Here is a 25,557-nt window from a genome sequence, read left to right on the forward strand (position 1 = left end):
TTATTTTGCTGCTTTTTGTAGTTTTTGAATCATTTTCAGTGAACGGCCTGTGCCGATTGCGACAGATTCTAATGGGTTTGGAGCAAGGTGGACTGGGACAGAAATCTCGCTGCTCAGCCATTCTTCCATACCATTTAGTAAAGCACCACCGCCTGTAATAACAACACCGTGGTCTACGATGTCACCGCTAAGTTCTGGTGGGCAATCTTCAAGTGTTGCGCGTACGGTTTCAAGAATATTTTCTAAGTTCTCGCGCAGAGCGGACTGAACTTCTGTCGAGCTAAGCGTGATCGTTTTAGGTAAGCCCGTTACCATGTCGCGTCCACGTACTTCCATTGTTAACTCTTCGTGATCAACTAGAGCGTAGCCGATGTTGATCTTCACTTCTTCTGCAGTGCGTTCACCGATTAGAACATTGTAGTGACGACGGACGTGCTGAATGATTTCTTCGTCCATTGTATCTCCGCCATTTCGTACAGAACGGCAGGAAACAACGCCACCGAAGGAGATGATCGCTACTTCACTTGTACCGCCACCAATATCAAGGATAACGTTTGCAACAGGCTCGCTTACAGGAAGATCAGCGCCAATTGCGGCTGCTACCGGTTCTTCAATTAGGTGGACGTTTTTAGCGCCATAGCTCTTCACGGCGTTATGAATAGCGCGTCGTTCTACTGATGTAGAGCCAGAAGGGGTACAAATCACAACGTTTGGTTTACGCATGGATAGGCCCATCTTTTTGCTGACCTTTTTGAGCATTTCTTTTAGCATCTGTGCCGTAATGTCATAGTCCGCAATGACTCCTTCACGAAGTGGGCGGATCGGAATGACGTTTTTAGGCGTTTTACCGACCATTTGTTTTGCTTCTTTTCCAACAGCTAATACATTCTTTGTTTCTGTATCAATCGCAACAACTGAAGGTTCGTTTAACACGATCCCTTTATTTTTTGAGTAAATTAAGACGTTCGCAGTACCTAAATCAATACCAATTTCTGCATTAGAAAACATATGTAGCGTTCCTCCAATGATGTATTTCTTCCTATAGAATTTCTCTTATAGGCCAGTTTTTGTGGGGGTGTCGAATGTCGTGATTGATGAACAATATATTCCAATGCGCTAAAGAAGGATGAGGTGGAGAAAGGCATAAAAAAACAGAGAGCTTTAGGGGCTCTCTGTTTTTCAAGCAACCTTACTTAGCAGCTTTGCCGAAGTATAGGTTTGCAAGAATGTGCTTTTTATAGCTTTCAAGCTTACGGCCTTCGTAACGGCTCATGCCAGTTTTTTTAAGTTCATTAACGTACCAGCCTTTGCTTCCGATATGCATGGCTAACATCCTTTCTTCTATAGCATTTAATAAAGAGCATTAATCATCGGTGTTATTGTACCATCTTTTCCAAGCGAGTGAAAGGATATCCCAAAAATTTTTGCGTGAAGTCATAGAGCGAGTCTGTAGTTCCACACATCCGGGGATGCAGAAGCATATATCTGGGAATTCTTTTTCGAAACTAGTACAAAGGTGAGGGCTGATGTTAAACTATTGGAAGTAGGTAAGGATTAGGAAAGGGTGTAAGGTGTGACATCACAGCACTATTTGTCATATGAAGATATTTTAAAGCGTATTGAATTGTTAAATGAACAATACGAATTAAACGATAGATATTTTGCTTCCATTACAGATCAGCTACTGGCTAGTGAACGCTCGGCTGATGAAATTATAATGGATGGGTTTCAACAGTTCTTGCAACAAGTTAATGAAGAAATGAGTAACATGGAGCAGTTCATGGATGTGAAAGCATCTTGTTTCATGGGCTGTGCGTTTTGTTGTTACTTCCCAATCATCATAACTGAATTAGAAGCGAAGACGATGAAGCGGATTATTGACCATTGGCCGGCAGAGCGTAAGCAACGGATTATGGATCATTTAGAGAAGTGGAAAGCTAATTATAAGGAAGAAATTGAACATGTTACTTCCATTGATCATGAGAATGATCCTGAATTTAAGAAGAAATACATCGCTTCGCAGGTACCTTGTCCGATGTTGGATACGGAGAGCAACATGTGTATGGCTTACGAGATTAGACCCATACCGTGCAGAACATATGTGAACTACGCCGATCCGAAAGTGTGTGCGGATAACTATATGCCAAAGGAAACCATTAGTTACGAATTCCTTTATGACTTCTATATGGGTTCTTTAAATGAAGTCCTTCAAGAGCTTTATGAAGACGGAGAAGAGATGTTTGTGGACTATCCATCCGATGTTTGGAACTATGACTACCTGGCTAACTGGGCGAAAGAATGGCTTAAAGAAGAACAACAGAAATAATGTAACAAGTCTATTACAACCCCTCCCTTATGTTACAAAGGGAGGGGTTTTTTATTGTACGTCAATAGTGATTCTCTTAAAAATAATTCTATTAAAGTAAAATAGTGGTAGTTGCTTTGCGGTATTCTAAATTCTGCTTGTTACCTGATCTGTCAATTTGTGAAGAGGTCGTACTGAAGTTGAGAGGACTCCCGTTTTATCCTTCATCCATTTTTACCCAAAATTATTACATAAAACCCGGTGGTATGATGAAGGTGTTCCAAACAAGAACACTACAGGAGGAGATTACATGTTTAAGAAAGTAACGATTACGACTGCTTTAGCATCAACTCTAATGGCAGGGGGCGTGATGCAGTCTGACGTGCATGCCCAGTCTCAAGATTCAATCCAGACAAAAACGTTTAAATTTGAAAGTGGTCAACAATTCAATCAAGAACAAATAAATCAATATATTAATAAGTATCTATCAAACTATGAAATAAAATGGGACCAAGCTAAACAAGAACAACCTAAATCAGATCAAGAAGCACCACAAACGCAGCAGAAAGCACCAGAAAGAGTGGAACAACAGGCGCCAACTTCTCAACAACAAGAACCAGCTCAAGCTAAAGAACAAACCACAGAACAGCAAACAAATGCTTTAAGCCAGTTTGAACAGAAAGTCGTCGAACTGACAAATGAAGAACGCGCAGCTCAAGGGTTAGATCCACTTAAGATTGATAAAGAATTAAGCAATGTAGCAGAGAAGAAATCTCAAGACATGGCTCAAAATGGATATTTCTCTCACAACAGTCCAACGTATGGCTCTCCATTTGATATGATGAAGCAGTTTGGCATTGAGTACCGTACTGCTGGGGAAAACATCGCGAAAGGTCAACAAACTCCGCAGGAAGTAGTTGACGCTTGGATGAATAGTGAAGGTCACCGTGCGAATATCTTAAATGAGAACTTTACACACATTGGCGTAGGTTTTGTTGAGGATGGAAACGTATGGACGCAACAATTTATTGGTAAATAACTCATTTAGCCCCGGATAAATTCCGGGGTAATTTTTTTAGATTTTCCCTCGTTGAGGGATGTGCTTTGGTTAAAAGGAATTGGGTTAAAGCCATGTGTAACGGGTATATTTACTATAGGAAGTAGACTACGTTGACAGTGCTTGACAATCCCTATGGATACGTTTACTCTTAAAAGTAAACAATAGAGCTTGGATTGTAACTGACTCGATCAGGCAAGACCTAAAACGTAGATGTCTTCTACCCGTTTTAGGTCTTTTTATTTCACAAATATTCAGAAAAAGGGTGACCTAATATGTTAAAGAAATTATTCGGTAAAAAAGACAAAGTCTCTGAAGAAGTACTAGTAGCGCCATTGAACGGTAAGGTGCTAGATCTTGAAGAGGTACCAGACCCTGTTTTCTCTCAAAAAATGATGGGAGAAGGATTGGCGATTGAACCTGCAGATGGGAATGTTGTTGCTCCGATCGCTGGGGAAATCGTTCAGTTGTTCCCAACTAAACACGCCATCGGAATTAAGACAGCGGGTGGACTAGAAGTATTAATCCACATCGGTCTTGAAACGGTAAGTATGGAAGGGGACGGTTTTGAAGGTCACGTTGAAGTTGGCGATAAAGTAAAACCAGGTGATTCTCTTATCACATTTGATGTAGATAAAGTGAAAGAAAAAGCAAAAAGCACTATTACACCAGTTATCATTACGAACAGTGACGAAGTAGAAAATATGGAGCGCTTAAATAGCGGCGAAACAACAAAAGGTGAAACGGAACTTCTAAAAGTAACCTTAAAATAAATAGTAGCCGCCATTTGCTCGATCTAAAGTTGTGTTTATCATGGAAAACTGCCATGATAAACACAACCTTTTATTTTTTAGAAACGTATAGGAGGTGGCGGCGATATGAAAATTAATAAAATCCTAAATAATAATGCGGTTGTTGTAAAAGAAGATGATCAGGAAAAGATTGTCATGGGGGCAGGGATTGCCTTTCAAAAATCGAAGAATGATGTCATCAGTCAGTCTAAAATTGAGAAAATCTTCGTGATGTCAGAAGGAAACAAAAAGTTCCAGGAGTTGTTGAAAACGCTGCCTGAAGATGTAATTGAACTTGCTGAAGAGATTATCAGCTATGCGGAGGGCTTCTTGAAAGTTCCTCTTAGTAATCATATTCACATCTCTTTAACCGATCATATTTCATTTGCAATTGAACGTCTTAAGCAAGGCTTCCGAATTCAAAACAAGCTTATTACAGAAATCAAAACGCTTTATGCGCAAGAATTCTCGATTGGTTTATGGGCGATTGATTTGATCGAAAAAAGGACTGGTGTGGCGATTCCAGAAGATGAGGCGGCTCACATTGCGTTACACATTCATACGGCAAAGCTCGGTGCCAGTACAATGGAAAACACAATGAAGCATACGACTATGATTAATGAAATGATCGGTGTATTAGAAGAGGAATCTGGCTCAACAGTGGATCCTGAGGGGATTTCCCATCAACGTATGGTGACACACCTTCATTTTGCATTAAACCGTATTGAAACAGGGGAACCGTTCCACGATATGGACCCGGACATGCTCGAGCTGATTCAGACAAAGTATGAAGGCGCTTTTGTGCTGTCGCAGAAAATGGCCCAATTCATCAAAGACGAGTATGAAGTTTCATTCCCTGCTTCTGAGGTTGGGTATATTGCTCTTCACATCCAGAGAGTGCTAGAACGTACCTAGTCTGGAAAGTATTTTTAGAGTAAAGGTGTTGCATATCGGCAACGCTTACATTACAATGGAGTTACAAATTCAATAAAGCAGGATTGTTACTGTTTTGGCAGGCAAGACCTAAAGTGTTTACGAGGGTGACGTGTACCCTTTGTAAATAGTTTAGGTCTTGCCTTTTTTATGTTTTAGAACGTTTAGGGTTAACTTATTTTGAAAAGGGAGGAAAACAACATGGACTACAAAGATATAGCACAGAAGTTAGTTCCGTTGTTAGGTGGAAAGGATAACGTAGTTAGTGCAACACACTGCGCGACGCGTCTTCGCTTGGTTATTAGTGACGAAAGCCAAGTCGACCAATCTGCCATTGAAGAACTTGATGGAGTTAAAGGGGCTTTCTCAAGTTCAGGTCAGTATCAAATTATCTTTGGTACAGGCGTTGTGAACAAAGTGTTCCAACCATTTGCTAAAGAATTAGGCATTGAGCAAGGGGAACAAAAAGAAGGCGTGAATCATAAAGAAGCAGCAAAACAAAACATGAATCCATTTGCTCGTTTTGCCCGTATGCTTTCAAATATTTTCGTTCCGATCATTCCGGCAATCGTAGCCAGCGGTATGTTAATGGGTCTTCTTGGATTGATGAAAGCTTATGAATGGGGCGACCCAGATGGTGCGATCTTCACCATGTTAGATATGTTCTCTTCTGCTGCCTTTATTATCTTACCGATTCTAATTGGTTTTAGTGCAGCAAGAGAGTTTGGTGCTACACCTTATCTAGGTGCTGTTATCGGTGGAATTATGACGCACCCGGCGTTGTTAAACGCTTGGAATGCTGGTAGTGCAGAAATTCCGACGATGGATTTCTTCGGATTTTCTATTGAAATGCTAGGGTATCAAGGAACGGTAATTCCGGTCCTATTAACGGTATATATCATGAGTCTTCTTGAGAAGAATATCCGCAAAGTTGTGCCAGGTGTAATTGATTTACTTGTGACACCGTTCTTAACGGTTATCTTAACTGGTTTCGCAGCCCTTCTTGTTATTGGCCCTGCAGGTCGCTTACTTGGTTCAGGTATTACGACCGTTCTGGATGTTGTGTACGGTACGGCTCAAGGGTTAGCGGGTCTTGTGTTTGGTGGTACGTACTCTCTGATTGTCTTAACAGGTGTACACCACAGCTTCCACGCTATTGAAGCAGAGATTTTAACTAAAACAGGTAACTACCTTTTACCAATTTGGGCGATGGCAAACGTTGCTCAAGGTGGTGCTGGTCTGGCTGTGTTCTTCAAAACCAAGAACAAAAAGACGAAAGAGATTGCGTTACCAGCAGCTGTCTCAGCATTCTTAGGTATTACAGAGCCTGTCATCTTTGGTGTTAACTTAAAACACCGTCGTCCATTCATAGGGGCGATGATCGGTGGTGCGCTAGGTGGCTTCTACGTTACCTTTACTGGTGTCATTGCAAACGGTATTGGTCTAACCGGTCTTCCGATGATTGCCTTAACCACTGGTTCTGACACATTGAACTATATCATCGGCCTTGTGATCGCTATTGGTGGTGCCTTCTTAGCAACACTACTTCTAGGTTGGAAAGAAGAGAAAAAATAGAACAAGTGAACAAGAAGTCAGGCCCATTGCCTGACTTCTTTTATTCATGTGAGACAGCGCTATGCGTTTTTGATAATCTATAACTATGGAACTCTTGAAGGGAGAGCGTAACATGACAAAAGGCATTATTAGTTTGGGAGAAGCACTGATTGATTTCATTCCATTGACTAGTGAAAACACAGAATATCAGAAGAGCCCAGGTGGTGCCCCGGCAAACGTTGCTGTAGGGTTGGCACGCCTTGGGGCTAAGTCTACGTTTTTAGGGAAGGTAGGAGATGACTCATTAGGTCACTTCCTTAAAGACACTTTAACCTCTTATGGTGTTAAAACAGATGGTATGACGTTTACAGAAGACGTGCGCACAGGCGTTGTATTTGTAACCCTTGCAGACAATGGAGAGAGAAGCTTTGAGTTCTTTATTAATCCAAGTGCGGATCAAATGCTTCGTGTCGAAGATGTAGAAGAATCCTTGTTTGATGAACACCGTGTCCTTCACTTTGGAACGATCTCTATGATTAATGAGCCAGCGAAACAAGCGACGAAGCATGCGGTACAGGTCGCACGTGATAAAGGGTTGGTCGTATCCTTTGACCCTAATCTTCGTATGAGTTTATGGTCTTCAGAAGATCAGGCGAAAGAAGCGATTGTCTCTATGCTTGATCAGGTTGATGTGCTTAAAGTTTCAGAGGAAGAACTTGAGTTTGTTACAGGTGAGAAAGATATTGAATCCGGAATTAAACAAATGAATGACAAATATGATATTCCATTTATGCTTGTAACACTTGGTGGAGATGGTAGTTACGTGGTGACGAATGGAGAAATGGCTAAAGTGGACGCCATGAAAGTGGATGCGGTTGATACCACTGGTGCAGGAGATGCATTCGTTTCAGGTATTTTATATGCAATCAATGAAGCAGATGTTTCGATGGAGGAACTCTCCATTGAGCAGGCTGTTGAGATGGCGAAAATGGCTAGTGTATCAGGTGCCCTTGCTGCTTCTACTAAGGGTGCTATGACAGCTTTACCAACAATCGATCAAGTGAAACAACACTTATCTTCCTAAGGAGGGACTTTTGTGTCTCAAAGAGATAACCAGCTTCGCCAAGAGGCTTATGCAGAAATAGAGAAATTTCGTGATCAGGTAGAAGCCGACCCTCATCGTCTTCGCTTTCATATACAGCCGCCTGTGGGGTTATTAAATGACCCAAACGGCTTCATTCAATATAACGGCACCTACCACATGTTTTATCAGTGGATGCCGTTTAAAACAGGGCACGGGGCTAAGTTCTGGGGGCATTACACGTCTTCAGATCTCGTAAACTGGCAGGCGGAGCCTATTGCGCTTACACCTTCTGAGTGGTTTGAGAAGAATGGCTGTTATTCTGGTAGTGCCATTGAAGCAAATGGAAAGATGAATCTGTTCTATACCGGAAATGTGAAAGATGAAGAAGGGAACCGAGAAAGCTATCAAGTATTGGCGACATCAGAAGATGGAATTCACTTCGAGAAGCAAGGTGTTGTACTAGAATTACCTGAAGATTATACCGCTCACTTTCGCGACCCAAAAGTTTGGAAACATGAGGACACCTGGTATATGGTGGTTGGAACACAGAACCACGATTTACAGGGGCGCGTTGCGTTGTTCCGTTCAACAGATCTTGAAGCCTGGGAGCATATGGGGATTGTAACAGGAGCTCATACCGATCAACTAGATGACTTTGGCTTCATGTGGGAATGCCCGGATCTATTCGAACTGCAAGGCAAGCATATCTTAGTCGTATCTCCTCAAGGGTTAGAAGCAGATGGTAACCATTATCAAAATGTTTATCAATCTGGATACTTTGTCGGGGATATGAATTACAACACAGGAAAGCTTAATCACGGTTCTTTTAAAGAGCTTGACCAAGGGTTCGAATTTTACGCTCCGCAAACCACTGTCGATGAACATGGTCGTCGTATTTTAGTTGGATGGATGGGTGTACCTGACCAGGATGAAGAGCATCATCCAACGATTAAACACAAATGGATCCATACGCTTACTCTTCCAAGAGAGTTAATACTTGAGGGAGATAAGCTTATTCAAAAGCCTGTACAAGAATTAGAGAAGCTTCGAAAAGAAGAAGTTTCCTATGAACGCGTAGAGTTAAACGATGTGGAAACAACGATTGAAGGAATCGAAGGGGATGCGTTTGAGCTTCATGTTGGATTTGAAAGCAATGATTCTGATGTGTTTGAACTAACGTTACGAAATGATGCAAGGCTTGTTTATCACAAACCGAGTGGAGAATTAACGCTTGAGCGTAAACGCTTTGAAGATCGTCGTACGGAATCAAGAACGTGTAAGATTGGAAACTTAGAGGACCTTCATTTGTTTGTAGATACCTCATCTATAGAGATGTTCGTCAATGGTGGGGAAGAGGTCTTTACGGCCCGTTATTACCCGTCAGAAAACAATCGTACCGTTCAGTTTGCAGCTTCAGGAGAAGTGACATTAAACATTTCTCATTGGAAACTATCCGAATAGATTGAACCAAAAAAGACGCCTCGGAGGTCATCTCCCAGGCGTCTTTCGTTTTACTCAAATTATTTCTTACCTTTTGGATGAAAGATGTTCAGGTCGAGATCTTTCGAAAGACGTTCTAAGATTTTACTCCCCCCTACACTGTTTCCTTTCGGGTTAATAGCAGGTCCTATGACGCCAATCCCATATCTCCCTGGAACAGCCCCGAAAATGCCGCCGCTAATTCCGCTTTTGCATGGAAATCCAACGTTTACAGCGAAGCGACCTGACTCATTATACATACCCGAAGTCATCATGATCGCTTCAATTGTCGTTAAATGATCAGGGTGTAGGAGTTGTTCTCCTTGTTCAATCGTCCGGCCGCCATTTGCAAAGAACAAACCTAATAAGGCTAAGTCGCGTACCTGAAACTGAATGGAGTTGATTCGGAAGTATAAGTCGAGTGCTTCTTCCGGGTCAAGGGCTACAGAACCTGTACTACTCATATAATAAGCGAGGGCACGATTGCGGTCTCCTTTTCGTTTCTCGGATTCGTACACTTCTTCGTTCATGTGGATGTCATCGTGACCGAGTACAGTCTTTAACATCATCATGATTCGATCAAAGCGCTCCTCGACGGTTGATCCTTTGATTAGAGAGCATATGGCAATAGCTCCTGCGTTAACCATGGGGTTGAACGGTCTATGTACATCATCTGCTTCGAGATGACTAATAGTATTGAAGTGGTCTCCCATTGGCTCCATACCAACGGTTTGAAACACTTTCTCCTCTCCGAGATCTTCTAATGCAATCATAAGACTGACTACCTTAGAGGCGCTTTGCAGAGAGAAGGAAAGGTCCTTCGTTCCTGCTGTATAAATGTTCTGATCCAAATCGATTACAGCAATGCCGATATCGTTTTGGTTTAACTCACTCACACATGGAAGGCTTTCTACGACTTCTCCTTGAGTGGTATACGGTGTATATTCAGTTATAATTTCTTGTAAATAGTCATCGCTTAATTTAACCATTTTGCTGCCCCCAATCGTCTTCGTCCTAATTATGTAGCCTAACTTATCCGTGTCGAAACCTCCTAAAGGTTATGTTACAATTTTTGTAATGTTGAGTAGATCTTTAAGTAAAGGGGTGGAGTCGATTTGGATTTCGTAACCATGATGGCTGAGGAGAAGATTAAGCAGGCTGAACGTGAAGGTGTGTTTAAGGATCTTCCGGGTAAAGGGAAACCCCTTGATTTATCTGAGATTCAAGCTGTACCGGAGGATCTAAGGGCGAGTTATACGATCCTGAAGAACGCGAATATGCTTCCTGAAGAAATGGAAGTGAAGAAAGAAATTGTTCGTATTGAAGAACTGGTAGCACTTTGTACGGATGAGGAAGAACGAATGGCTTATCAGAAAGAGTTAAAAGAAAAGGAGATTCATTTTCAAACTCTTATGGAAAAGCGGAAGATGAAGCAATCAGGTGCTTATAAGAGATATAGTGGTAAGATCCGACGCCGATTTGGTTTATGAGTGTTGGACTAGTAGCCAGTTTTCAACGTTTAAAGAACCCATGTGGAAAAGGGTTCTTTTTTTGTGGAAATAGAATTTTGTTCAAACACATATAAACAAATGAAAGCATACATATTATTTATGTGAGTGATTACTCACTTTACAAGCGCGCAAAACTGTTTTACTATAAAAGTGAGTAATCACTCACTTATGTGGAAGAGGGGTTGAGAATTATGGATACAGTAATTGAAGTTAAGGGGATGGCCCATTCGTTTGGGGAAGAAGCGGTTTTGAAAGATATTAATATGAACATAGGCAGCGGTGAAATCTATGGATTGTTAGGCCCTTCTGGGGCTGGGAAGACCACCCTTGTCAAAATGATTGTGGGTATTATGGAAGCTGATACTGGTGAAGCATGGGTAGAGGGTGTGAAGATGCCTTCTTTAGAGCAGATGAGGAAGGTCGGGTATATGGCTCAATCGGATGCGTTGTATAGTGAACTGTCGGCCCGTGAGAATCTGGAATTCTTTGCATCTATTTATGGATTGAAGCGTCCAAAGCGAAAAGAACGGATAGAAGATGTGATGAGAGTTGTTGGGCTGACGGAGCACATGAATAAACCTGTACGGAATTATTCAGGTGGAATGAAAAGGCGCCTTTCTCTGGCGATTGCCCTTTTGCATGAACCGAATGTATTGATATTGGATGAACCCACAGTAGGGATTGATCCAGTGTTGCGGCAATCCATCTGGGCTGAGCTAAATCGGTGGAAAGAAAAGGGAGCTTCGATTATTGTAACGACTCACGTAATGGATGAGGCAGATAAATGTGATCGTTTAGCAATGCTTCGTGATGGTTATGTGATTGCTTCAGGAACTCCTGAGGAATTGAAACAACAAACGGGTGGAGCGACAATTGAAGAAGCCTTTCTAGCGTATGGAGGTGGTCGTTCATGAATGTTCAAGCGATTACGCTGCGGATTATACGACAATTTAGACGGGATAAACGATCTCTTGCCCTTATGCTTCTAGCGCCGCTTCTTGTACTAACGCTAATGTGGCTTGTGTTAGATGGGGATCGTTATGAACCAACGATTGCCTTAGTAAACGTTCCTGAACAGATGAGCGAGTTACTAGAAGAGCAGGATGTTACGATTCAAAAGATGGACCTCTCAGAAGCTGAAGAGGCACTAGACGATTTGGAAATAGATGCGCTTATTCATAGGCAGCAATCAGAGTTGAATGTGACTCTTGAAGGAAGTGATCCATCTACTAATCAGGCTGTGATGGGTGTTGTGCAGAAGGCGATGCAAAATGCTGTTCCCGCACAATCAATGCCTTTTAAGCCTCAATTTGATTATCTTCATGGCTCAGATAGTTTAGGGTTATTTGATAATGTGGGGCCTGTGCTTATCGGATTCTTTGTGTTCTTCTTTGTATTTATCATCGGAGGCGTTTCTTTCTTGCGTGAACGAACTCAAGGTACGCTTGAAAGGATTCTATCCACTCCCCTTAAAAGGTGGGAGATCGTGACGGGGTATGTATCTGGATTTGGCCTGTTTACGATTCTTCAAACCGCTCTTATTGCCTTTTTCGCAATTTATGCATTAGATGTGTGGATGGCTGGTTCTATTTGGTATGTGCTGCTTGTGTCGATGTTACTTGCGCTAACCGCTCTCACCTTTGGCACTTTACTGTCCGCTTTTGCGAACAATGAATTTCAAATGATTCAATTTATTCCTATCGTGATCGTCCCGCAAGTTTTCTTTTCTGGCTTGTTTAATCTCGATGCGGTTGCTTCATGGATTAAGATGATTGGACAAATTATGCCACTCACCTATGGAGCTAGTGCGTTAAGAGGGGTGATGATCCGCGGTGAAGGTTTTACCGATATTCAAATGGACGTATACGTATTAGTAGCATTTGCCCTTACCTTTTTTATCTTGAATATAGTAGCGTTGAAAAAGCATCGCAAGCTATAATAGAGGTTAGATTGAAAAAGGGGGTCAAAGCGTGACGGAATATGATGCTTTCAAGGAACTGCTAGAATCAGATGATCAAGAGCAGCTTACCCCGAAGCAACAACAAATTGTGCAAGCGGCTATAGAAATGTTCTCTGAAAAAGGTTATGCATCGACCTCAACAAGCGAGATTGCAAAACGTGCTGGGGTGGCGGAAGGAACCATCTTTCGTCATTACAAAACCAAGAAGGACCTCTTACTGGCGATTGTTTCTCCTGTTATTACAAAGCTCGCTGTTCCATTTATTGCTCAGTCCTTTGTGAAACAAGTGTTTAAAGAAGGGGAACATGAAGATTTCGAAGAATTGTTGAGGACGATTCTTGTGAATCGATTTGAATTTGCGAAGAAGAATGTCCCGCTTTTAAAAATCGTCCTGCAGGAGGTCGCCTTTCACCCCGAGCTCCAGGATCGATATAAAGAAGTGTTTCGTGCAGAAGTATTGCCGCACTTCGAACGTTTCATAAGCCACTATCAGGAACAAGGGCTTATTAAAGATTACCCGACCGAAACGGTTCTTCGGTTAGTCATTACAACAGTCATCGGGTTTTTAGTGACTCGATTTATCATCATGCCAGATGGTGAATGGGATGATGAAGCGGAGATTGATCGTACAATCGACTATATTTTGAATGGTCTTCAGGTATGACCTAAAGAAGCCACTGCGTTCTCTAAGGAGAGTGCAGTGGCTTTATACTTTTATAGCGAGGTTACCGTTAGCCTTAGTTGAGAGTAAGGTGGACCTGGAAACCACTCGCTTTCCTGTGGGGAGCTGGTGAGCCTCCTCAGCCTGCAAAGCCGGCCTCCGGGGTCTCACCTAGGCTCTTTTGCCCGAGGAGGCTCGACAGCTCGCCCGTGGAAAGCGAGTCGTTCCCCAGCCCCCCCAAGCACTCATCAACCACAACGGACCTGACAAATTCAAAGAATATCTGTTAACGACCTGACAGGATGTAGTTTCTCGTGTTCGATATTTGGCTCATCTGGTGTGAGCCAAACAGCATGCATGCCATATTGAAGGGCAGGTGCGATTTCGTTCATGAAATTATCTCCGACAGAGACAGCTTCTTCTGGCTTTACCTTGTAGCGTTTTAGAAGTTCATGGAAGTGCTCGCTCGTTTGCACAGGCTTCGTGGCTGAGGTAATACGGTCGTCAAACAGGTCATGAAGATTTAACTCTTTCAATAAGCGGTCCACATCTGTAGCTTCGCTGTTGGTCATCAGTACGATCGTTTTCTCTTTTTTAATCTCTTCTAAAAACGGGCGCAGGCCAGGTGTTTGGGTCAGCCAGCCCTCTTGTGAGGACATGTCGACTTTCGTGTCGTCATAGGCCTGGTGACAGTCGATTATGGGCAATCCATAATGAAGGGCTAGCACATACGGGGGCCACCAGCCATCTCCGATTGCGATCCAACGCTCAAAGTCGAATGTCGAGGCTGGGAACGTTTCTGCTGTTTGACTCTGAACGTGTTTCCCTTCCCAAGACTGTGGGTTGCTTAGCTGTTCAGTAAACGGATCCCATGTCCAGAAGATATCTTCCTGAGCATCGTAGACCTTCCCGATTGATAATGGATGATTTCCTTCTTGAACACGCTTGTAATCGTTCAAGAAAGCCTCTTGTTTCTCTTTAGGTAATTGGTCTTTTAATTTATAGGCGAAATGATCGAAGTGGTTGGTGTCTTCGTAAAGAGTCCCATCCAGGTCGAAAATGAGAAGGTGACTTTGGTTCAGAAATGCGTGAGTTGATGCCATGGATGATCAGCTTCCTTTCGGGCAATTTGTTTTATTATCTGAGATCGCTCGGAGGATTTCAAGTAAAGAGGGGCGGAAGAACATGTAAAAAAATTGTCGATTCCCTAGGAGAGGTCGCTTGTTTTTAGTAAAATGATAGTAAACGTTCTTAGAGAGGTGTGATGAATATGAGCAAACACCGAATTTGGATAGTAGTTGTGCTCATGCTGTTTGTTCTTTCTCCGGGGGTTGTATACGGAGATGAGGATCATGCGGTAGCAGTAGAATCTACGTCCTATACGATTAGCTATCACGAGAAAGGCTCTCCTAACGGCCTTGTCCCGACAGCATCACCTGTCATCAGCTATTATGTGAAGCTATCAAACTATGATTTGGCTTATGATATGGAGATGTTGTTGAATGGAGAGAAAGTTTCCGCCTCCTATAATGAAGAATCAGGAATGCTTACATATCAGGCGAAAGGTCTCTCGGGTGAGAATACTGTAACGGTTCGAAGTGTTGTGCACGGCGTGAAGCAACTTGAGCGTACGTGGTCATTTGAAGTCGACCGTCGTAATTTGAATCCTTTCGCTTCAACAGATGAAAGCGTCTTGTCCACAGTTGAAGATGATGCGCTTCAACGTGCGAATGAATACCGTGAACGATTAGGCGCACCTATGCTTAAGCGGAATGATCAACTGAAAAGCGCTGCACAGGCCCATGCCAATTATATTCAGTCCTATACAAAAGGGCACTATGAATCAGCTAGTCATGAAGATTTATTTACAGGTAAGAAACCAGCACAGCGTACGGCCTTCTTTGGTTATCCAAAATGGTTCGTAGGGGAAGGAATTACTTATCAAGAGCCTGGTGGACAAGCCTCAATTGATCATTTATTTGATGCTCCTTACCACCGCATGAGTTTGATGAACCCTTTCTATAATGAAGCGGGGACGGGATACAATGATGAAGGTGATTTCGTCATGAATTTTGGCGGAGAGGGTAGCAATGGAGAACACCATGTCATTCAGTACCCTTATGCCAATCAGGAAGATGTGCCAGTATCTTGGTATGCATATGAATCACCAAATCCTCTTCGATTCTTTAACCAAGATAAAGTGTGGACAGGTTATCCAATCTCTTATGTGTATTATGGTCCTTCCTCTGATGAACTTCAGGTAGACAATGTTGAGTTGACGGACGAAAGTGGTGAAGTGGTAGAGTCCTATACCATCACCCCAGATATGGAAGATGAAGGGGACCATCATGTGTTTATTATTCCACATGATAAGCTCTCACCTGGAGAGGAATATAAGGCCAGCGTTCAAGCTCAAGTAACCCCTGGTGATGGAGAGGCCTTTGATGTATCACGTACGTGGTCTTTTACAACAGGAGAGAATATTGCCTTTAAGGATATTTACTTTGAGGATCAAAATGATATTCATTTCCTTACCCTTGAGTGGATGAATGGAGAGGATCCTAAAGCTCAAATAACGTTAGAAAAGAATGGACAAGTTTACTTAGAGAAGAAAGGAAATACTCAGCGTAACGTACGCTCCCTTGAATCAGGGACGTATCAATTGAAGGTGGACAGCCCTCATTTTGATCAGGAAGAGACGTATACCGTCAAGATTCAGTCAGGTGACATCGCTCACTATGAATCGGGGAGTGAGCTATCGGTTACTAACTTCTATCAATCTGATTCCCTTGAGGCCCTCTATCAGAAATATCCAATTTGGGAAGCTGGTGAGAGTGCTTATGGAGCTCATAAAGAGTGGACCATTTCCTTTAACACTCAGGTCAATAGAAGTTCTGTAAATGGAGAGCAAATCTTCATTGTTAATAGTATAGGAGAAACCATCGCTACTTCTCTTAAGCGCAACGGAAGAGGAGACTCGATCACAGTCATGCCTCCTGAAAAGGGGTATTCAAATGGAGAGTATCGGCTTATTATTAAACCTCTTGAGAATACAGATGGCCTTATGATGGATTCTGGTCTGCAAATGCCATTTACGGTTCAATCGTAGTAGAAGTTGGATCAAACTAAGTAAAAACTCGCCCACTGTGGCGAGTTTTTTTAATGCTTCAAGCTTAAATCTTGTTTACAATGAGAGGAAGGAAATAGGAGGAGGTTATCCTATGGAATCTTTCATTCGAAGCGATCAATTCAATTATATAGAAGAACAAATTAAACATTTACTGCACAGCCATGCGACTGTCAATGATGCAGGCGTACTTGATGCTTTACGTTCTGTCACGAAAGAGAAGGTACTAGAGAGGTTTGGGTCGTTAACGGAATACCAGGAAGAACTGATTGTAAAGATTATCGACGTACAAGACCAAGCGGATGCGACGTTGTATTTGTCTAGATTACGTCAGTATGTGCATCCTTTCCCAGAGGTTAAAGAGGAAAATGTTCAGCGGGCTTTTCCGGCTTTGAAGAAGGTCAAAGTTCCGTCTCTTGAAAGAGTGGACAACAGAGATCTTACCTATATAGGATGGGATGATTATGGATCTCGGCAAAAGTTCCTCATGTTTCGAACAGAAGAGGGGTGGACAGGCATTAAAGGTTCTTTCCGGAAAAGCCAAAGGAATGGGATCTGTTCCATCTGCCATAGTCAGGAGAGAGTTGGGCTGTTCATGGCCGATATTAAAACGGCTGGTGAGTCTGAGCTGAAGCGTGGTCATTATATTTGCCAGGATAGTGTGGCGTGTAATCAGAATATCCAAAGGCTAGAACCATTGAACAACTTTATTGAAGCCATGACAAGCGACGATTGACGCGTTTCCCCCTCCTGTGTATTGGGAATTTTAGCATAGGAGGAGGGTTGTTCTATGAGCTTTGACTATGACATGGACTTTGATCAGATTGATTTTCGAAAACGTCCAGACCTTTACCGGGTGGGCAGGGGAGAGCAAGGCGTGTTAATGGTAGAGCCGTACAAGAGTGAAATTCTGCCCCATTGGCGATTTAAAACACCTGATGTTGCCCAAGAGTCTGCTGATAAAATCTATGAACTCTTTCAAAAGTATAAAAAAGAAGAAGACATTGTAGGAATGGATATGGCTCGTAAGTATACCCAAATGGGATACACACGCGCAAGAAGGTATGCCAACTACAAGGGTGGTAAGAAATATGACAAGGATGGCAATTTGAACGAAAGAGACATTGATGAGGAGAAAGCAGAATCTGCTCGTATCTTTGAAGAAAAGTGGAAAACAGTACGCAATGATGAGGAGTACTTAGCTTATAAGAAAGAACATCAAAAGAAATATGGATAAATACTGCCCCTCTATGCTTGAGAGGGGCTTTTTTCCTTATTTGGATGAACAGAGGTCGTCAGAAAAAGCCGCTTCCGGGATGGGAAGCGGCTTTTTTGCTCTATGCATGTTTACCGGTGTTTAAAGCAACGAACTCATTCCTTCAAATAGGGAAATTACACCCATATAAGCCATGGCGACTACGATAAATCCACCGAAGATCGTTAACCATACGGGATGCTTATAATCACCGACAACAGACTTTTTATGCGCGGCGATCAAGATAACCCCGAGTGATAGTGGTAAGATGAGTCCATTCAATGAGCCGGCCAAGATCAATAAGCTTACAGGTTTCCCAACTAAGCTAAAGACAAGGGTAGATACGGCAATAAATCCGACGATAATCCATTTTTGATTTCGTTCAATGAACGGGCTGAATGTTTTAATGAAGGAAACGGATGTATAGGCAGCTCCAACTACGGACGTTACGGCTGCTGACCACATAATGACGCCGAAAATTTTGTACCCAACGTTTCCTGCTGCTGCTTGGAATACGGAAGCGGGTGGGTTGCTTGGGTCCAATGTAATTCCTTGAGCGACTACACCAAGAGCTGCGAGGAACAAAAAGATTCGCATAATGGATGCAATGCTGATGGCGGAGATCGCGCTTCGATTGACGTAACCAAGTGATTCTTTTCCTTTAATACCTGCTTCAAGAAGGCGGTGCCCACCTGCGAACGTTATGTATCCTCCAACGGTACCTCCAACGAGTGTTACGATGGCAAGAAAGTTAATTTTCTCAGGTGCGACGGATCGGATTACGGCTTCTCCGACGGGTGGTTGGGCTGTAAACATCACGTAGATGGTAAGGCCGATCATAATAAATCCTAGAATTTGAGCGAACCGATCCATTAATTTCTCGGCTTCTCGAACGAGGAAGATTCCGATCGCTACAATCCCGCTAAATAATGCTCCGATCTTAGGAGAAAGGCCAAACAATACATTCGTCCCTAATCCAGCCCCGGCAATATTACCAATGTTAAAAGCAAGTCCTCCTAGTACAATCAGAATCGAAAGAACGAAGCCGAGCCCTGGGAGGACGCTGTTCGCGATATCCTGTGCGGGCTTACCGCTTACAGAAATAATGCGCCATATATTAAGTTGAGCGCCAATGTCGATAATAATAGAGATGAGAATAACAAAACCAAAATTTGCTGCGAGTTGTTCTGTGAATGTGGTGGTTTGAGTGAGGAATCCTGGGCCAATTGCAGAAGTGGCCATCAGAAAAGCTGCTCCAAGAAGCAACCTTAGTCTAGAACGTTGGTCCATGTTGTGCCTCCTTAATTTCGATGTCTAAAAATTCTATCACTAAAAATATAAAACATCCAGATCATTTCGCCCTCCTTCTAACGGTGGAGCTGCGAGTTGAAATCTATTTGTAAAATGCTTACACTACCATTAAATAGAAAGGAGCGGTATGGGATGTGTGGTCGATTTACTTTTACAGCAGAAGAGCATGAGATCTTAAAAGCGTATGGGATCGCTCCTGGTGATTCCTGGATAGAACCGCGATATAACATTGCACCTGGTCAACAAGTCGTAACGGTTGTAAATGACGGAGAGAAGAACCGGATTGGCCAACTGAAGTGGGGGCTCGTGCCTGTGTGGGCGAAGGATCCTTCTATTGGCTACAAAATGATTAACGCAAGATCTGAAACGGCTCATGAAAAACCGAGTTTTAAACGGTTATTAGAAAGAAAAAGGTGCCTGATCTTAGCCGATAGTTTCTATGAATGGAAGAAGGAAAATGGTCAGAAACAACCTTATCGTATTTTCCCTGAAGATCGATCCTTCTTTGCGTTTGCTGGTCTATGGGACCGCTTTAAACAAGGGGATGAGGAGCTCGTCACCTGTACAATCTTAACGAAGGAAGCGAATGAGTTCATGGAACCGATTCATAGCCGTATGCCTGTTATTTTACCGAGAGAAGATGAGGCATGGTGGATGGAGCAGAAGAAGCGAGATGTAAACGAGCTTCATGACTATCTGATTAATCTTCAAATGGACGCTTTAGATGCTTATCCAGTCAGTACGTATGTGAATCATGCGAAGAATGAAGGACCTGCATGTATCGAATCGTTAACCTAGATTGTAGTAAACGAATCATCTTCCAAAGCTCAGGATATTATCCTGAGCTTTTTTGTGCTTTAAGATGCATACGAACGTCTATTTTAAAAATTTTCCTAAAAAGTGTAGGGGATTTCGTGTATGCTTCGTCTATAAGGGTGGATTTAAAGAGAAGGGAGGGGAGCTTAATTCAGGATGAGCGGTTAATTGAAAAGGTAAAAGCAGGTCATCAGCAGGCGCTTAGACTATTGATTGAGCGCTACAAAGGGCACGTGTTCAAAGTGACCTACAGTGTCGTTCGGGATGAGAAAGAGGCTGAAGATCTGGCGCAGGAGACGTTTATGAAGATGGTAGATGCGCTCCCCTCCTATCAGTCGCAAGGGTTTAAGACCTGGCTAAGTCGAATTGCGATGAACAAAGCGATTGACTTTAAGAGAAAGAAAGCCAGGCAGAAAGAAGATTTGTCTCATGACGTGCTTGAATATGAGCGAAGCAAAAGTGCTGAACAAGTTTGGCTTGAACATGAGAAAGTTACGGCTGTGTCCCAGTCGATTCAATCGTTACCTGCAAATTATCAAGGTGTCGTTCAGGCGTATTACATAGATGGGAAGTCTTACAGGGAGATCGCCAGAGAGCAGGCGCTGGAAGAGAAAACCGTAGAAATGCGCTTATACCGGGCAAGGAAGTGGATGAAACAACATTGGAAGGAGGATGAGTTTTAATGAAGCATATTGAGACGACACAATTAGAAGCCTATGTTCTTGATCAACTGGGCGAAAATGAGCGCATGGCCATAGAGGAACACTTAGACACATGTGATTCTTGCTTTGAAGCTTACATGACGGAACTAGAAAGCTGGACATTGGAACCATCACTCGCTGATGATTTTACTGATCAAACGATTGATCAAATTATAGAGAAACAAGTTATGCCTACAGTTGAGGTCAAACGAACCTCTGTTCAAAAGCAAAAACGCACGTTGATGCATTACGGACTCGCAGCTGGTTTAACGCTTGTTTTGATGGTGTCAGGTGCGTTTGAGCAGGTCATTCATGTATTCGATGAGGATACGTTCAAAGAAAGACCTTCCATCTCAAAAAATATTGTAAGTGAGACCGATCGCTTACTTCAGAAAGTAAATGAAGAAATGGGGAGTGATGTAGATGAATAAATCAATAATTCTAGCCTTCTTTTTATCGTTCGTTCCAGGGTTTGGGCAGCTTTATCTTGGACGGAAATTGAAAGGATTGATGTTTGGGGGGCTATTCTTTTCTTTGCTAGTGCTTACTGCAGGTGCAGCTGTGATGACTGGTGACCCATTGTTTCTTGTTCCCTTCTCGTTAGCCTGTCTGGTATGGCTGGCTAACATGGTAGATATGATTTTTGCTATGAGAAGATTAGAGAAAGGGGAGAAAGAATCTCATAAAACAGGGTACGAAACAAGTGCCACGCAACCTGAAAGCCAGGAGCGATTGGGCACGATTCTCCTATCTTTTATCCCAGGCGTCGGTCACTTTTATCTTGGTTTGAATCAGCGAGGGCTAACCTTTTTAACGGGTTTCCTGGGAGTTGGAACGATGATCTTCTTTGTTACCGCTATAACGAGCACAGGAGGTTTCTTAATCTTCCTATTGGCCCTTCCGATTATTTGGATTTACGGATTATTTGATGTGATTCAATTGTTAAACCAAAAAGATAATGGAGAGCCGCTAGAGGATCGGACAATTCTAGAAGATTTCGATCGTCATCGCGACAGTGGGAAGAAGAGCCGCGTCATTGCCACGTTGCTTGGGATCTTCCCTGGTGCGGGTCATATGTACTTAGGGTTACAGCGCAGAGGACTTCAACTGATGGCGGCGTTCTTATTATCGATTTACATTCTCGATGTATTGAATCTATCCATTTTCTTATTCCTGATTCCAATTATTTGGTTCTTCAGCTTCTTTGATACTCTTCAGCTTGCTAGCCGATACGAAGATGAAGCGATTGAAGATGTGCCGGTCATTAAATACTTTATCAATCACCAGCGCTGGATTGGTATTGTGCTTATCCTGCTAGGATTCTTCTACATGTTAGACGATGTGCTCATGCCTGTCTTAGCGGATGAAATACGAGAGACGTTTCAAGTTAACCTTTACTATTATTATGAACGCTATTTCCAAATGATTATCGTTTGCCTTCTCTTTATAGGCGGAGGAATCAAGCTATTACTAGGTTCGAAAGTAAAGAATGAGGAGGTAGGCAAATGAGGAAGTGGAGAGTCGGAACAATATCGATGGGGCTTGCCCTTATCTTTTTAGGGGCTTTACTTATGGTTGGTCAGTTTACAGAATGGGATCCTGTAACCTTAACGATGTCTTGGTGGCCATTTATTTTAATCGTACTTGGTGTTGAAGTATTGGTCTATATTGTCTTATCTAAGAAGGAAAAGCCGGTCGTTCAATATGATATCTTATCGATCTTCTTTATTGGAGTACTCGGAACCGTGGCGATTGGGCTCTACTTAATGACTTCCCTTGGTTTAGTTAATGAGGTGAAGGGGGCCATGCATACGGACTGGGAGGAAGGTTCTTTGCCGTCTTTCAAGGAGAAGGTGACTGAAGAAATTGATACGGTTATTTTAGAAGAATCGTATAATGATCTCGCCATTGAAACGAATAATGCCCGGGAGCTTCATATATTTGGGACGTTCAGATCGGATTTTCAAAAATCAGCAGATATCGAAAAGAGCGATGTAGCTTCTGTAAATGTAGTGGGAGACAAAATGTATATTCGTTTATTGCAAGGTGCTTCTAAAGACGGTCTGTATCACAGTCGAACGTTCTATAATCGAACAATTTCTCTGCCAGAGGATGTGGATGTTGAGATTCGCGGATCCATAGGCGATATAAACCTGAATACTGGCACGATTACAGGCGATTGGATGATTGATGAAGCTAGAAGTATGGTGTTAGACCTTCCTGAAGAAGCCAATGTAACGGTTCGTGCTGAAAGTTATTCGGAGCAAATTGGCTGGGACGTGAATTGGGATCAGGAAGAAACCATTGGTGGTGAAGAGGAAAAGGGAGAGAAACTTTACTATAAAGAGAAGGTCTTTGGAGACGGAGAAGCCACCATTCAAGTGAATTTAATTGATCAATTTACGATTAAAGATGTGGGACCTCGGTCTTAAGAATTATAGGAAAAAAGAGCATCCTTGGAGGGATGCTCTTTTTGTGTTTCCTTTATCTCGCGCCGGCTCAGTCGAGTCTATACGTTGCTAACCGGGTACTTGCGCTTTTGATTACATCCAGCTCCAGTGCCCAGCAACTAGTGGACTTCCCTCACCTCTGGTCGATAAGTCAACATCGATTCGCCAAGGCTCATCGTGTTTCCTTTATCTCGCGCTGGTTCAGTCCAGTCCATACGTTGCTAACCGGGCACTTGTGCTTTTGAGTTTGCTTGTCGTTCTTCTTTGGCGACTCTCATGAATCGTTTTGTCTCGGAAACGACAACGCCAGATAGTCCAAGGAGACCGATTAAGTTTGGTGCAGCCATTAGGCCGTTCATGATATCAGCAAATGTCCAAACGATGTCGATCTTTACGACAGCTCCGACGAATACAAAGGCAATAAACACAAGACGGTATGCTGGTAGCATTCGTTCTTTTGTTAAATACCCAAAGCATTTCTCCCCGTAGTAGGACCAGCCGACGATGGTTGAGAATGTAAAGAAGACTAATCCAATTGCGACGATGATCGAACCAGTGTTACCTAAGAATTTCTCGAAAGATGCACTTGTTAGATCGGCGCCGTCAATGTTTCCTGTATAAAGGTCCGCCATCACAATAGTGAGTCCAGTAATGGTACAAACCAGAATCGTATCAAGGAAGACCTGTGTCATGGAAACAAGGGCCTGACGACCTGGGTAATCTGTTTTGGCAGCAGCGGCCGCTATTGGTGCGGAACCAAGACCTGCTTCATTTGAGAATACTCCTCGTGCTACTCCGTATCGGATTGCACTCCCGATTGCTCCCCCGACAGCAGCTTCTCCGGTAAAGGCACTTCTAAAGATAGTTGCGAAGGCAGGGCCCACAAGATCTAAATTTAAAATAATAATAATAAGACCTGCAATAATGTAGAACACTGCCATTATCGGTACAAAGAAAGAAGTCACTTTTCCGATACTCTTAATTCCACCTAGAACAACAAGGATGGTTAAAGCTGTTAGGATAATTCCAGTTAGCCAAGTCGGGACATTAAACGTGGTATCTACGGCATCGGCTAACGTGTTAGACTGAGCCATATTCCCGATTCCAAAAGCGGCGATCGAACCAAAGAAGGCAAATAAAATGCCAAGGGGCTTAGCTTTTAGTCCCTTTTCAAGGTAGTACATAGGACCACCGGACATCTTCCCATCTTTGTCTGTAACGCGATATTTAACCGCAAGGATTGCCTCTGCGTATTTGGTTGCCATACCAAATAGGGCTGTAATCCACATCCAAAAAATAGCGCCAGGTCCTCCTAATAATACGGCCCCAGCTACACCAGCGATATTCCCTGTTCCAATGGTAGCCGCTAAAGCGGTCGTTAATGATTGGTAGTGAGAGATATCCCCTTTTGATTTTTTGTCTTGCTTATTCGGGCTAAAAGCAAGCTGGAGGGCGTAGGGAAGCATACGTAATTGTAAGAAACCTAAGCGAATCGTTAAGTATATTCCTGTTCCGACTAACAGAACAAGAAGCGGTACTCCCCATACAAATCCACTTATATCTTCCAAGACTTTCAAAACCTTTTCTTGCATAAGTACCTGACCTCCTTTTTTTGTATAGTATAAATATTCTGAAAAATTAGCGTGAATGTCAAGGGATCTCGCGTTAAAAATTTTCATAAGTTCACGAAAAGAGCTATGATGTGTAATTGGGTAGAGGATTTTATATAATAAAAGAAGAATGAATGAAAGAAGAAGGTGATCGTTTGATTAACGTATTGTTTGTATGTCTTGGAAACATTTGTCGCTCTCCGATGGCTGAGGCGGTGTTTAGAAATTTAACAGAGAAAGAAGGACTGGGGGGACAGTTCCGGATCGACTCAGCTGGTACGGGAAATTGGCATGAGGGAAAGCCTCCCCATCTGGATACGCGGAGGATGTTAGATCTTGAGGGTGTCTCATATGAAGGAATGACAGCACGACAGGTGGCTATTTCGGATTGGGATGAGTTTGATTACATTATTGCGATGGATCGTCAGAATTACAGCGACCTCGAGTCGTTAAGGTCATTTGATGAAGGTGTGGTCGTGGCTACGTTTATGGATTACGTGTATGACAGTGACTCGAAAGATGTACCAGACCCTTACTTTACAGGTAATTTTGAAGAAGTGTATGAGTTAGTTCAAAAAGGCTGTGAGAATCTTTTAGCTGACATAAAAGAAGCCTATCAGTTATAAAATAGGAGGAGATCCCATGGGAGAATCTAAATTAGGTAAAGGTTTATTAGTGGGCGCTTTAGTGGGTGTAGCATACGCGCTTTTTGATCAAGATACACGTTCCGAGGCAGTTACATGTGTAAAACAAACGAGTGAGAAGGTAAAAGCCTATGCATCACACCCGTCTGATGCCGTGCATGACCTTCGTTTGAAATATGAGCATGTGGCGCAAGCTGTAACTACAGGTTCTGAGCAGGCTGTTCGTATCCTGGATCAGTTAAATGACTTTCTAGAGAAGATCGAAAGCCAAAGCGAAGAATCTACGGAGTAGGAATACTCTATTATTC

General features: G+C 42.7%; 27 protein-coding genes. 21 read left to right on the plus strand and 6 right to left on the minus strand.

All coding sequences use genetic code 11. The features are described 5' to 3' along the window. Entirely contained in the window at positions 1–1,008 is a 1,008-nt protein-coding gene (gene mreBH / locus LQ226_RS17005) for a rod-share determining protein MreBH (RefSeq protein ID WP_231419235.1), read from the minus strand. A gap of 181 nt (positions 1,009–1,189) precedes the next feature. Continuing rightward, positions 1,190–1,324, minus strand: coding sequence for a YflJ family protein (locus tag LQ226_RS17010; RefSeq protein ID WP_231419236.1), 135 nt, complete (start codon positions 1,322–1,324; stop codon positions 1,190–1,192). Positions 1,325–1,591: 267 nt separating this feature from the next. Between LQ226_RS17010 and LQ226_RS17015 the strand changes: the two genes are divergently transcribed. The 7 genes from LQ226_RS17015 (at position 1,592) to LQ226_RS17045 (ending at position 9,185) form a co-directional block, all read left to right on the plus strand. After that, positions 1,592–2,326, plus strand: coding sequence for a YkgJ family cysteine cluster protein (locus tag LQ226_RS17015; RefSeq protein WP_231419237.1), 735 nt, complete (start codon positions 1,592–1,594; stop codon positions 2,324–2,326). 289 nt (positions 2,327–2,615) lie between these two features. Next, positions 2,616–3,344: a CAP domain-containing protein gene (locus tag LQ226_RS17020; RefSeq protein ID WP_231419238.1), complete on the plus strand. Its 729-nt coding sequence runs from the start codon at positions 2,616–2,618 to the stop codon at positions 3,342–3,344. Positions 3,345–3,637: 293 nt separating this feature from the next. Next, positions 3,638–4,135 carry a PTS sugar transporter subunit IIA gene (locus LQ226_RS17025; protein ID WP_231419239.1) on the plus strand — a complete coding sequence of 166 codons (498 nt, stop codon included), beginning with the start codon at positions 3,638–3,640 and terminating at the stop codon, positions 4,133–4,135. Between the two features lie 105 nt (positions 4,136–4,240). Continuing rightward, positions 4,241–5,068, plus strand: a complete 828-nt coding sequence (locus LQ226_RS17030; protein WP_231419241.1) for a PRD domain-containing protein — start codon at positions 4,241–4,243, stop codon at positions 5,066–5,068. 219 nt (positions 5,069–5,287) lie between these two features. After that, positions 5,288–6,661, plus strand: a complete 1,374-nt coding sequence (locus LQ226_RS17035; RefSeq protein ID WP_231419242.1) for a sucrose-specific PTS transporter subunit IIBC — start codon at positions 5,288–5,290, stop codon at positions 6,659–6,661. A gap of 112 nt (positions 6,662–6,773) precedes the next feature. Next, a complete protein-coding gene (locus LQ226_RS17040) occupies positions 6,774–7,724 on the plus strand; it encodes an aminoimidazole riboside kinase (protein ID WP_231419243.1) in 951 nt (316 codons plus the stop codon). Between the two features lie 12 nt (positions 7,725–7,736). Further along, positions 7,737–9,185, plus strand: a complete 1,449-nt coding sequence (locus tag LQ226_RS17045) for a glycoside hydrolase family 32 protein (protein ID WP_231419245.1) — start codon at positions 7,737–7,739, stop codon at positions 9,183–9,185. Between the two features lie 59 nt (positions 9,186–9,244). Here LQ226_RS17045 and glsA read toward each other — a convergent pair whose 3' ends face one another. Further along, positions 9,245–10,192: a glutaminase A gene (gene glsA / locus LQ226_RS17050; RefSeq protein ID WP_231419246.1), complete on the minus strand. Its 948-nt coding sequence runs from the start codon at positions 10,190–10,192 to the stop codon at positions 9,245–9,247. A 126-nt stretch (positions 10,193–10,318) separates the two neighbouring features. On the opposite strand from glsA, the gene LQ226_RS17055 reads away from it, so the two are divergent. The 4 genes from LQ226_RS17055 (at position 10,319) to LQ226_RS17070 (ending at position 13,338) form a co-directional block, all read left to right on the plus strand. Next, the gene (locus tag LQ226_RS17055; RefSeq protein WP_370635522.1) at positions 10,319–10,693 is read left to right on the plus strand and encodes a DnaJ family domain-containing protein; all 375 of its coding nucleotides are present in this window, start codon (positions 10,319–10,321) and stop codon (positions 10,691–10,693) included. 212 nt (positions 10,694–10,905) lie between these two features. After that, entirely contained in the window at positions 10,906–11,628 is a 723-nt protein-coding gene (locus LQ226_RS17060; protein WP_231419247.1) for an ABC transporter ATP-binding protein, read from the plus strand. After that, complete coding sequence (locus LQ226_RS17065; RefSeq protein WP_231419248.1) at positions 11,625–12,653, plus strand: ABC transporter permease; 1,029 nt, start codon at positions 11,625–11,627, stop codon at positions 12,651–12,653. Before LQ226_RS17060 ends, LQ226_RS17065 begins: the two co-directional genes overlap by 4 nt. A gap of 31 nt (positions 12,654–12,684) precedes the next feature. Further along, positions 12,685–13,338, plus strand: coding sequence for a TetR family transcriptional regulator (locus LQ226_RS17070; protein ID WP_231419250.1), 654 nt, complete (start codon positions 12,685–12,687; stop codon positions 13,336–13,338). A 269-nt stretch (positions 13,339–13,607) separates the two neighbouring features. Here the strand turns inward: LQ226_RS17070 and LQ226_RS17075 are convergent, their stop codons facing one another. Next, the gene (locus LQ226_RS17075; RefSeq protein ID WP_231419251.1) at positions 13,608–14,438 is read right to left on the minus strand and encodes an HAD family hydrolase; all 831 of its coding nucleotides are present in this window, start codon (positions 14,436–14,438) and stop codon (positions 13,608–13,610) included. A 167-nt stretch (positions 14,439–14,605) separates the two neighbouring features. On the opposite strand from LQ226_RS17075, the gene LQ226_RS17080 reads away from it, so the two are divergent. From LQ226_RS17080 to LQ226_RS17090, 3 genes are all read left to right on the plus strand, one after another. Then, on the plus strand, positions 14,606–16,444 hold the full coding sequence (locus LQ226_RS17080; protein ID WP_231419252.1) for a CAP domain-containing protein: 1,839 nt from the start codon (positions 14,606–14,608) through the stop codon (positions 16,442–16,444). Positions 16,445–16,556: 112 nt separating this feature from the next. After that, positions 16,557–17,198, plus strand: a complete 642-nt coding sequence (locus tag LQ226_RS17085; RefSeq protein ID WP_231419254.1) for a FusB/FusC family EF-G-binding protein — start codon at positions 16,557–16,559, stop codon at positions 17,196–17,198. Positions 17,199–17,252: 54 nt separating this feature from the next. Next, entirely contained in the window at positions 17,253–17,699 is a 447-nt protein-coding gene (locus LQ226_RS17090; protein ID WP_231419256.1) for a DUF4385 domain-containing protein, read from the plus strand. A gap of 120 nt (positions 17,700–17,819) precedes the next feature. Here LQ226_RS17090 and LQ226_RS17095 read toward each other — a convergent pair whose 3' ends face one another. Then, positions 17,820–19,007, minus strand: coding sequence for an NRAMP family divalent metal transporter (locus LQ226_RS17095; RefSeq protein ID WP_231419258.1), 1,188 nt, complete (start codon positions 19,005–19,007; stop codon positions 17,820–17,822). 153 nt (positions 19,008–19,160) lie between these two features. On the opposite strand from LQ226_RS17095, the gene LQ226_RS17100 reads away from it, so the two are divergent. From LQ226_RS17100 to LQ226_RS17120, 5 genes are all read left to right on the plus strand, one after another. Beyond that, positions 19,161–19,826, plus strand: a complete 666-nt coding sequence (locus LQ226_RS17100) for an SOS response-associated peptidase (RefSeq protein ID WP_231419259.1) — start codon at positions 19,161–19,163, stop codon at positions 19,824–19,826. Between the two features lie 137 nt (positions 19,827–19,963). Beyond that, positions 19,964–20,527 (plus strand): RNA polymerase sigma factor, encoded by a 564-nt coding sequence (locus LQ226_RS17105; protein WP_231419261.1) that lies wholly within the window; start codon positions 19,964–19,966, stop codon positions 20,525–20,527. Continuing rightward, a complete protein-coding gene (locus tag LQ226_RS17110; RefSeq protein ID WP_231419263.1) occupies positions 20,527–20,976 on the plus strand; it encodes a zf-HC2 domain-containing protein in 450 nt (149 codons plus the stop codon). The genes LQ226_RS17105 and LQ226_RS17110 overlap by 1 nt, the downstream gene beginning before the upstream one ends. Beyond that, complete coding sequence (locus LQ226_RS17115; RefSeq protein WP_231419265.1) at positions 20,969–22,054, plus strand: hypothetical protein; 1,086 nt, start codon at positions 20,969–20,971, stop codon at positions 22,052–22,054. Before LQ226_RS17110 ends, LQ226_RS17115 begins: the two co-directional genes overlap by 8 nt. Then, complete coding sequence (locus LQ226_RS17120; protein ID WP_231419267.1) at positions 22,051–22,977, plus strand: LiaF transmembrane domain-containing protein; 927 nt, start codon at positions 22,051–22,053, stop codon at positions 22,975–22,977. Before LQ226_RS17115 ends, LQ226_RS17120 begins: the two co-directional genes overlap by 4 nt. A 239-nt stretch (positions 22,978–23,216) precedes the next feature. Here LQ226_RS17120 and LQ226_RS17125 read toward each other — a convergent pair whose 3' ends face one another. Beyond that, positions 23,217–24,587: an alanine/glycine:cation symporter family protein gene (locus tag LQ226_RS17125; RefSeq protein ID WP_231419269.1), complete on the minus strand. Its 1,371-nt coding sequence runs from the start codon at positions 24,585–24,587 to the stop codon at positions 23,217–23,219. A gap of 152 nt (positions 24,588–24,739) precedes the next feature. Between LQ226_RS17125 and LQ226_RS17130 the strand changes: the two genes are divergently transcribed. Both LQ226_RS17130 and LQ226_RS17135 read left to right on the plus strand, forming a co-directional pair. Next, a complete protein-coding gene (locus tag LQ226_RS17130; protein WP_284526754.1) occupies positions 24,740–25,231 on the plus strand; it encodes a low molecular weight protein-tyrosine-phosphatase in 492 nt (163 codons plus the stop codon). Between the two features lie 16 nt (positions 25,232–25,247). Further along, a complete protein-coding gene (locus LQ226_RS17135; RefSeq protein ID WP_231419271.1) occupies positions 25,248–25,541 on the plus strand; it encodes a YtxH domain-containing protein in 294 nt (97 codons plus the stop codon). Positions 25,542–25,557: the final 16 nt, after the last annotated feature.

This window comes from Pontibacillus sp. HN14 (assembly GCF_021129245.1).
Classification (GTDB): Bacteria; Bacillota; Bacilli; order Bacillales; family BH030062; genus Pontibacillus.

Excerpts from the sequence above, each read along its gene's own strand:
- mreBH (WP_231419235.1), bottom strand. The coding sequence starts at position 1,008 with ATGTTTTCTAATGCAGAAATTGGTATTGATTTAGGTACTGCGAACGTC.
- LQ226_RS17010 (WP_231419236.1), bottom strand. The coding sequence starts at position 1,324 with ATGCATATCGGAAGCAAAGGCTGGTACGTTAATGAACTTAAAAAAACT.
- LQ226_RS17020 (WP_231419238.1), top strand. The coding sequence starts at position 2,616 with ATGTTTAAGAAAGTAACGATTACGACTGCTTTAGCATCAACTCTAATG.
- LQ226_RS17025 (WP_231419239.1), top strand. The coding sequence starts at position 3,638 with ATGTTAAAGAAATTATTCGGTAAAAAAGACAAAGTCTCTGAAGAAGTA.
- LQ226_RS17030 (WP_231419241.1), top strand. The coding sequence starts at position 4,241 with ATGAAAATTAATAAAATCCTAAATAATAATGCGGTTGTTGTAAAAGAA.
- LQ226_RS17035 (WP_231419242.1), top strand. The coding sequence starts at position 5,288 with ATGGACTACAAAGATATAGCACAGAAGTTAGTTCCGTTGTTAGGTGGA.
- LQ226_RS17040 (WP_231419243.1), top strand. The coding sequence starts at position 6,774 with ATGACAAAAGGCATTATTAGTTTGGGAGAAGCACTGATTGATTTCATT.
- glsA (WP_231419246.1), bottom strand. The coding sequence starts at position 10,192 with ATGGTTAAATTAAGCGATGACTATTTACAAGAAATTATAACTGAATAT.
- LQ226_RS17060 (WP_231419247.1), top strand. The coding sequence starts at position 10,906 with ATGGATACAGTAATTGAAGTTAAGGGGATGGCCCATTCGTTTGGGGAA.
- LQ226_RS17065 (WP_231419248.1), top strand. The coding sequence starts at position 11,625 with ATGAATGTTCAAGCGATTACGCTGCGGATTATACGACAATTTAGACGG.
- LQ226_RS17075 (WP_231419251.1), bottom strand. The coding sequence starts at position 14,438 with ATGGCATCAACTCACGCATTTCTGAACCAAAGTCACCTTCTCATTTTC.
- LQ226_RS17080 (WP_231419252.1), top strand. The coding sequence starts at position 14,606 with ATGAGCAAACACCGAATTTGGATAGTAGTTGTGCTCATGCTGTTTGTT.
- LQ226_RS17085 (WP_231419254.1), top strand. The coding sequence starts at position 16,557 with ATGGAATCTTTCATTCGAAGCGATCAATTCAATTATATAGAAGAACAA.
- LQ226_RS17090 (WP_231419256.1), top strand. The coding sequence starts at position 17,253 with ATGAGCTTTGACTATGACATGGACTTTGATCAGATTGATTTTCGAAAA.
- LQ226_RS17095 (WP_231419258.1), bottom strand. The coding sequence starts at position 19,007 with ATGGACCAACGTTCTAGACTAAGGTTGCTTCTTGGAGCAGCTTTTCTG.
- LQ226_RS17100 (WP_231419259.1), top strand. The coding sequence starts at position 19,161 with ATGTGTGGTCGATTTACTTTTACAGCAGAAGAGCATGAGATCTTAAAA.
- LQ226_RS17110 (WP_231419263.1), top strand. The coding sequence starts at position 20,527 with ATGAAGCATATTGAGACGACACAATTAGAAGCCTATGTTCTTGATCAA.
- LQ226_RS17115 (WP_231419265.1), top strand. The coding sequence starts at position 20,969 with ATGAATAAATCAATAATTCTAGCCTTCTTTTTATCGTTCGTTCCAGGG.
- LQ226_RS17120 (WP_231419267.1), top strand. The coding sequence starts at position 22,051 with ATGAGGAAGTGGAGAGTCGGAACAATATCGATGGGGCTTGCCCTTATC.
- LQ226_RS17125 (WP_231419269.1), bottom strand. The coding sequence starts at position 24,587 with ATGCAAGAAAAGGTTTTGAAAGTCTTGGAAGATATAAGTGGATTTGTA.
- LQ226_RS17130 (WP_284526754.1), top strand. The coding sequence starts at position 24,740 with ATGAAAGAAGAAGGTGATCGTTTGATTAACGTATTGTTTGTATGTCTT.
- LQ226_RS17135 (WP_231419271.1), top strand. The coding sequence starts at position 25,248 with ATGGGAGAATCTAAATTAGGTAAAGGTTTATTAGTGGGCGCTTTAGTG.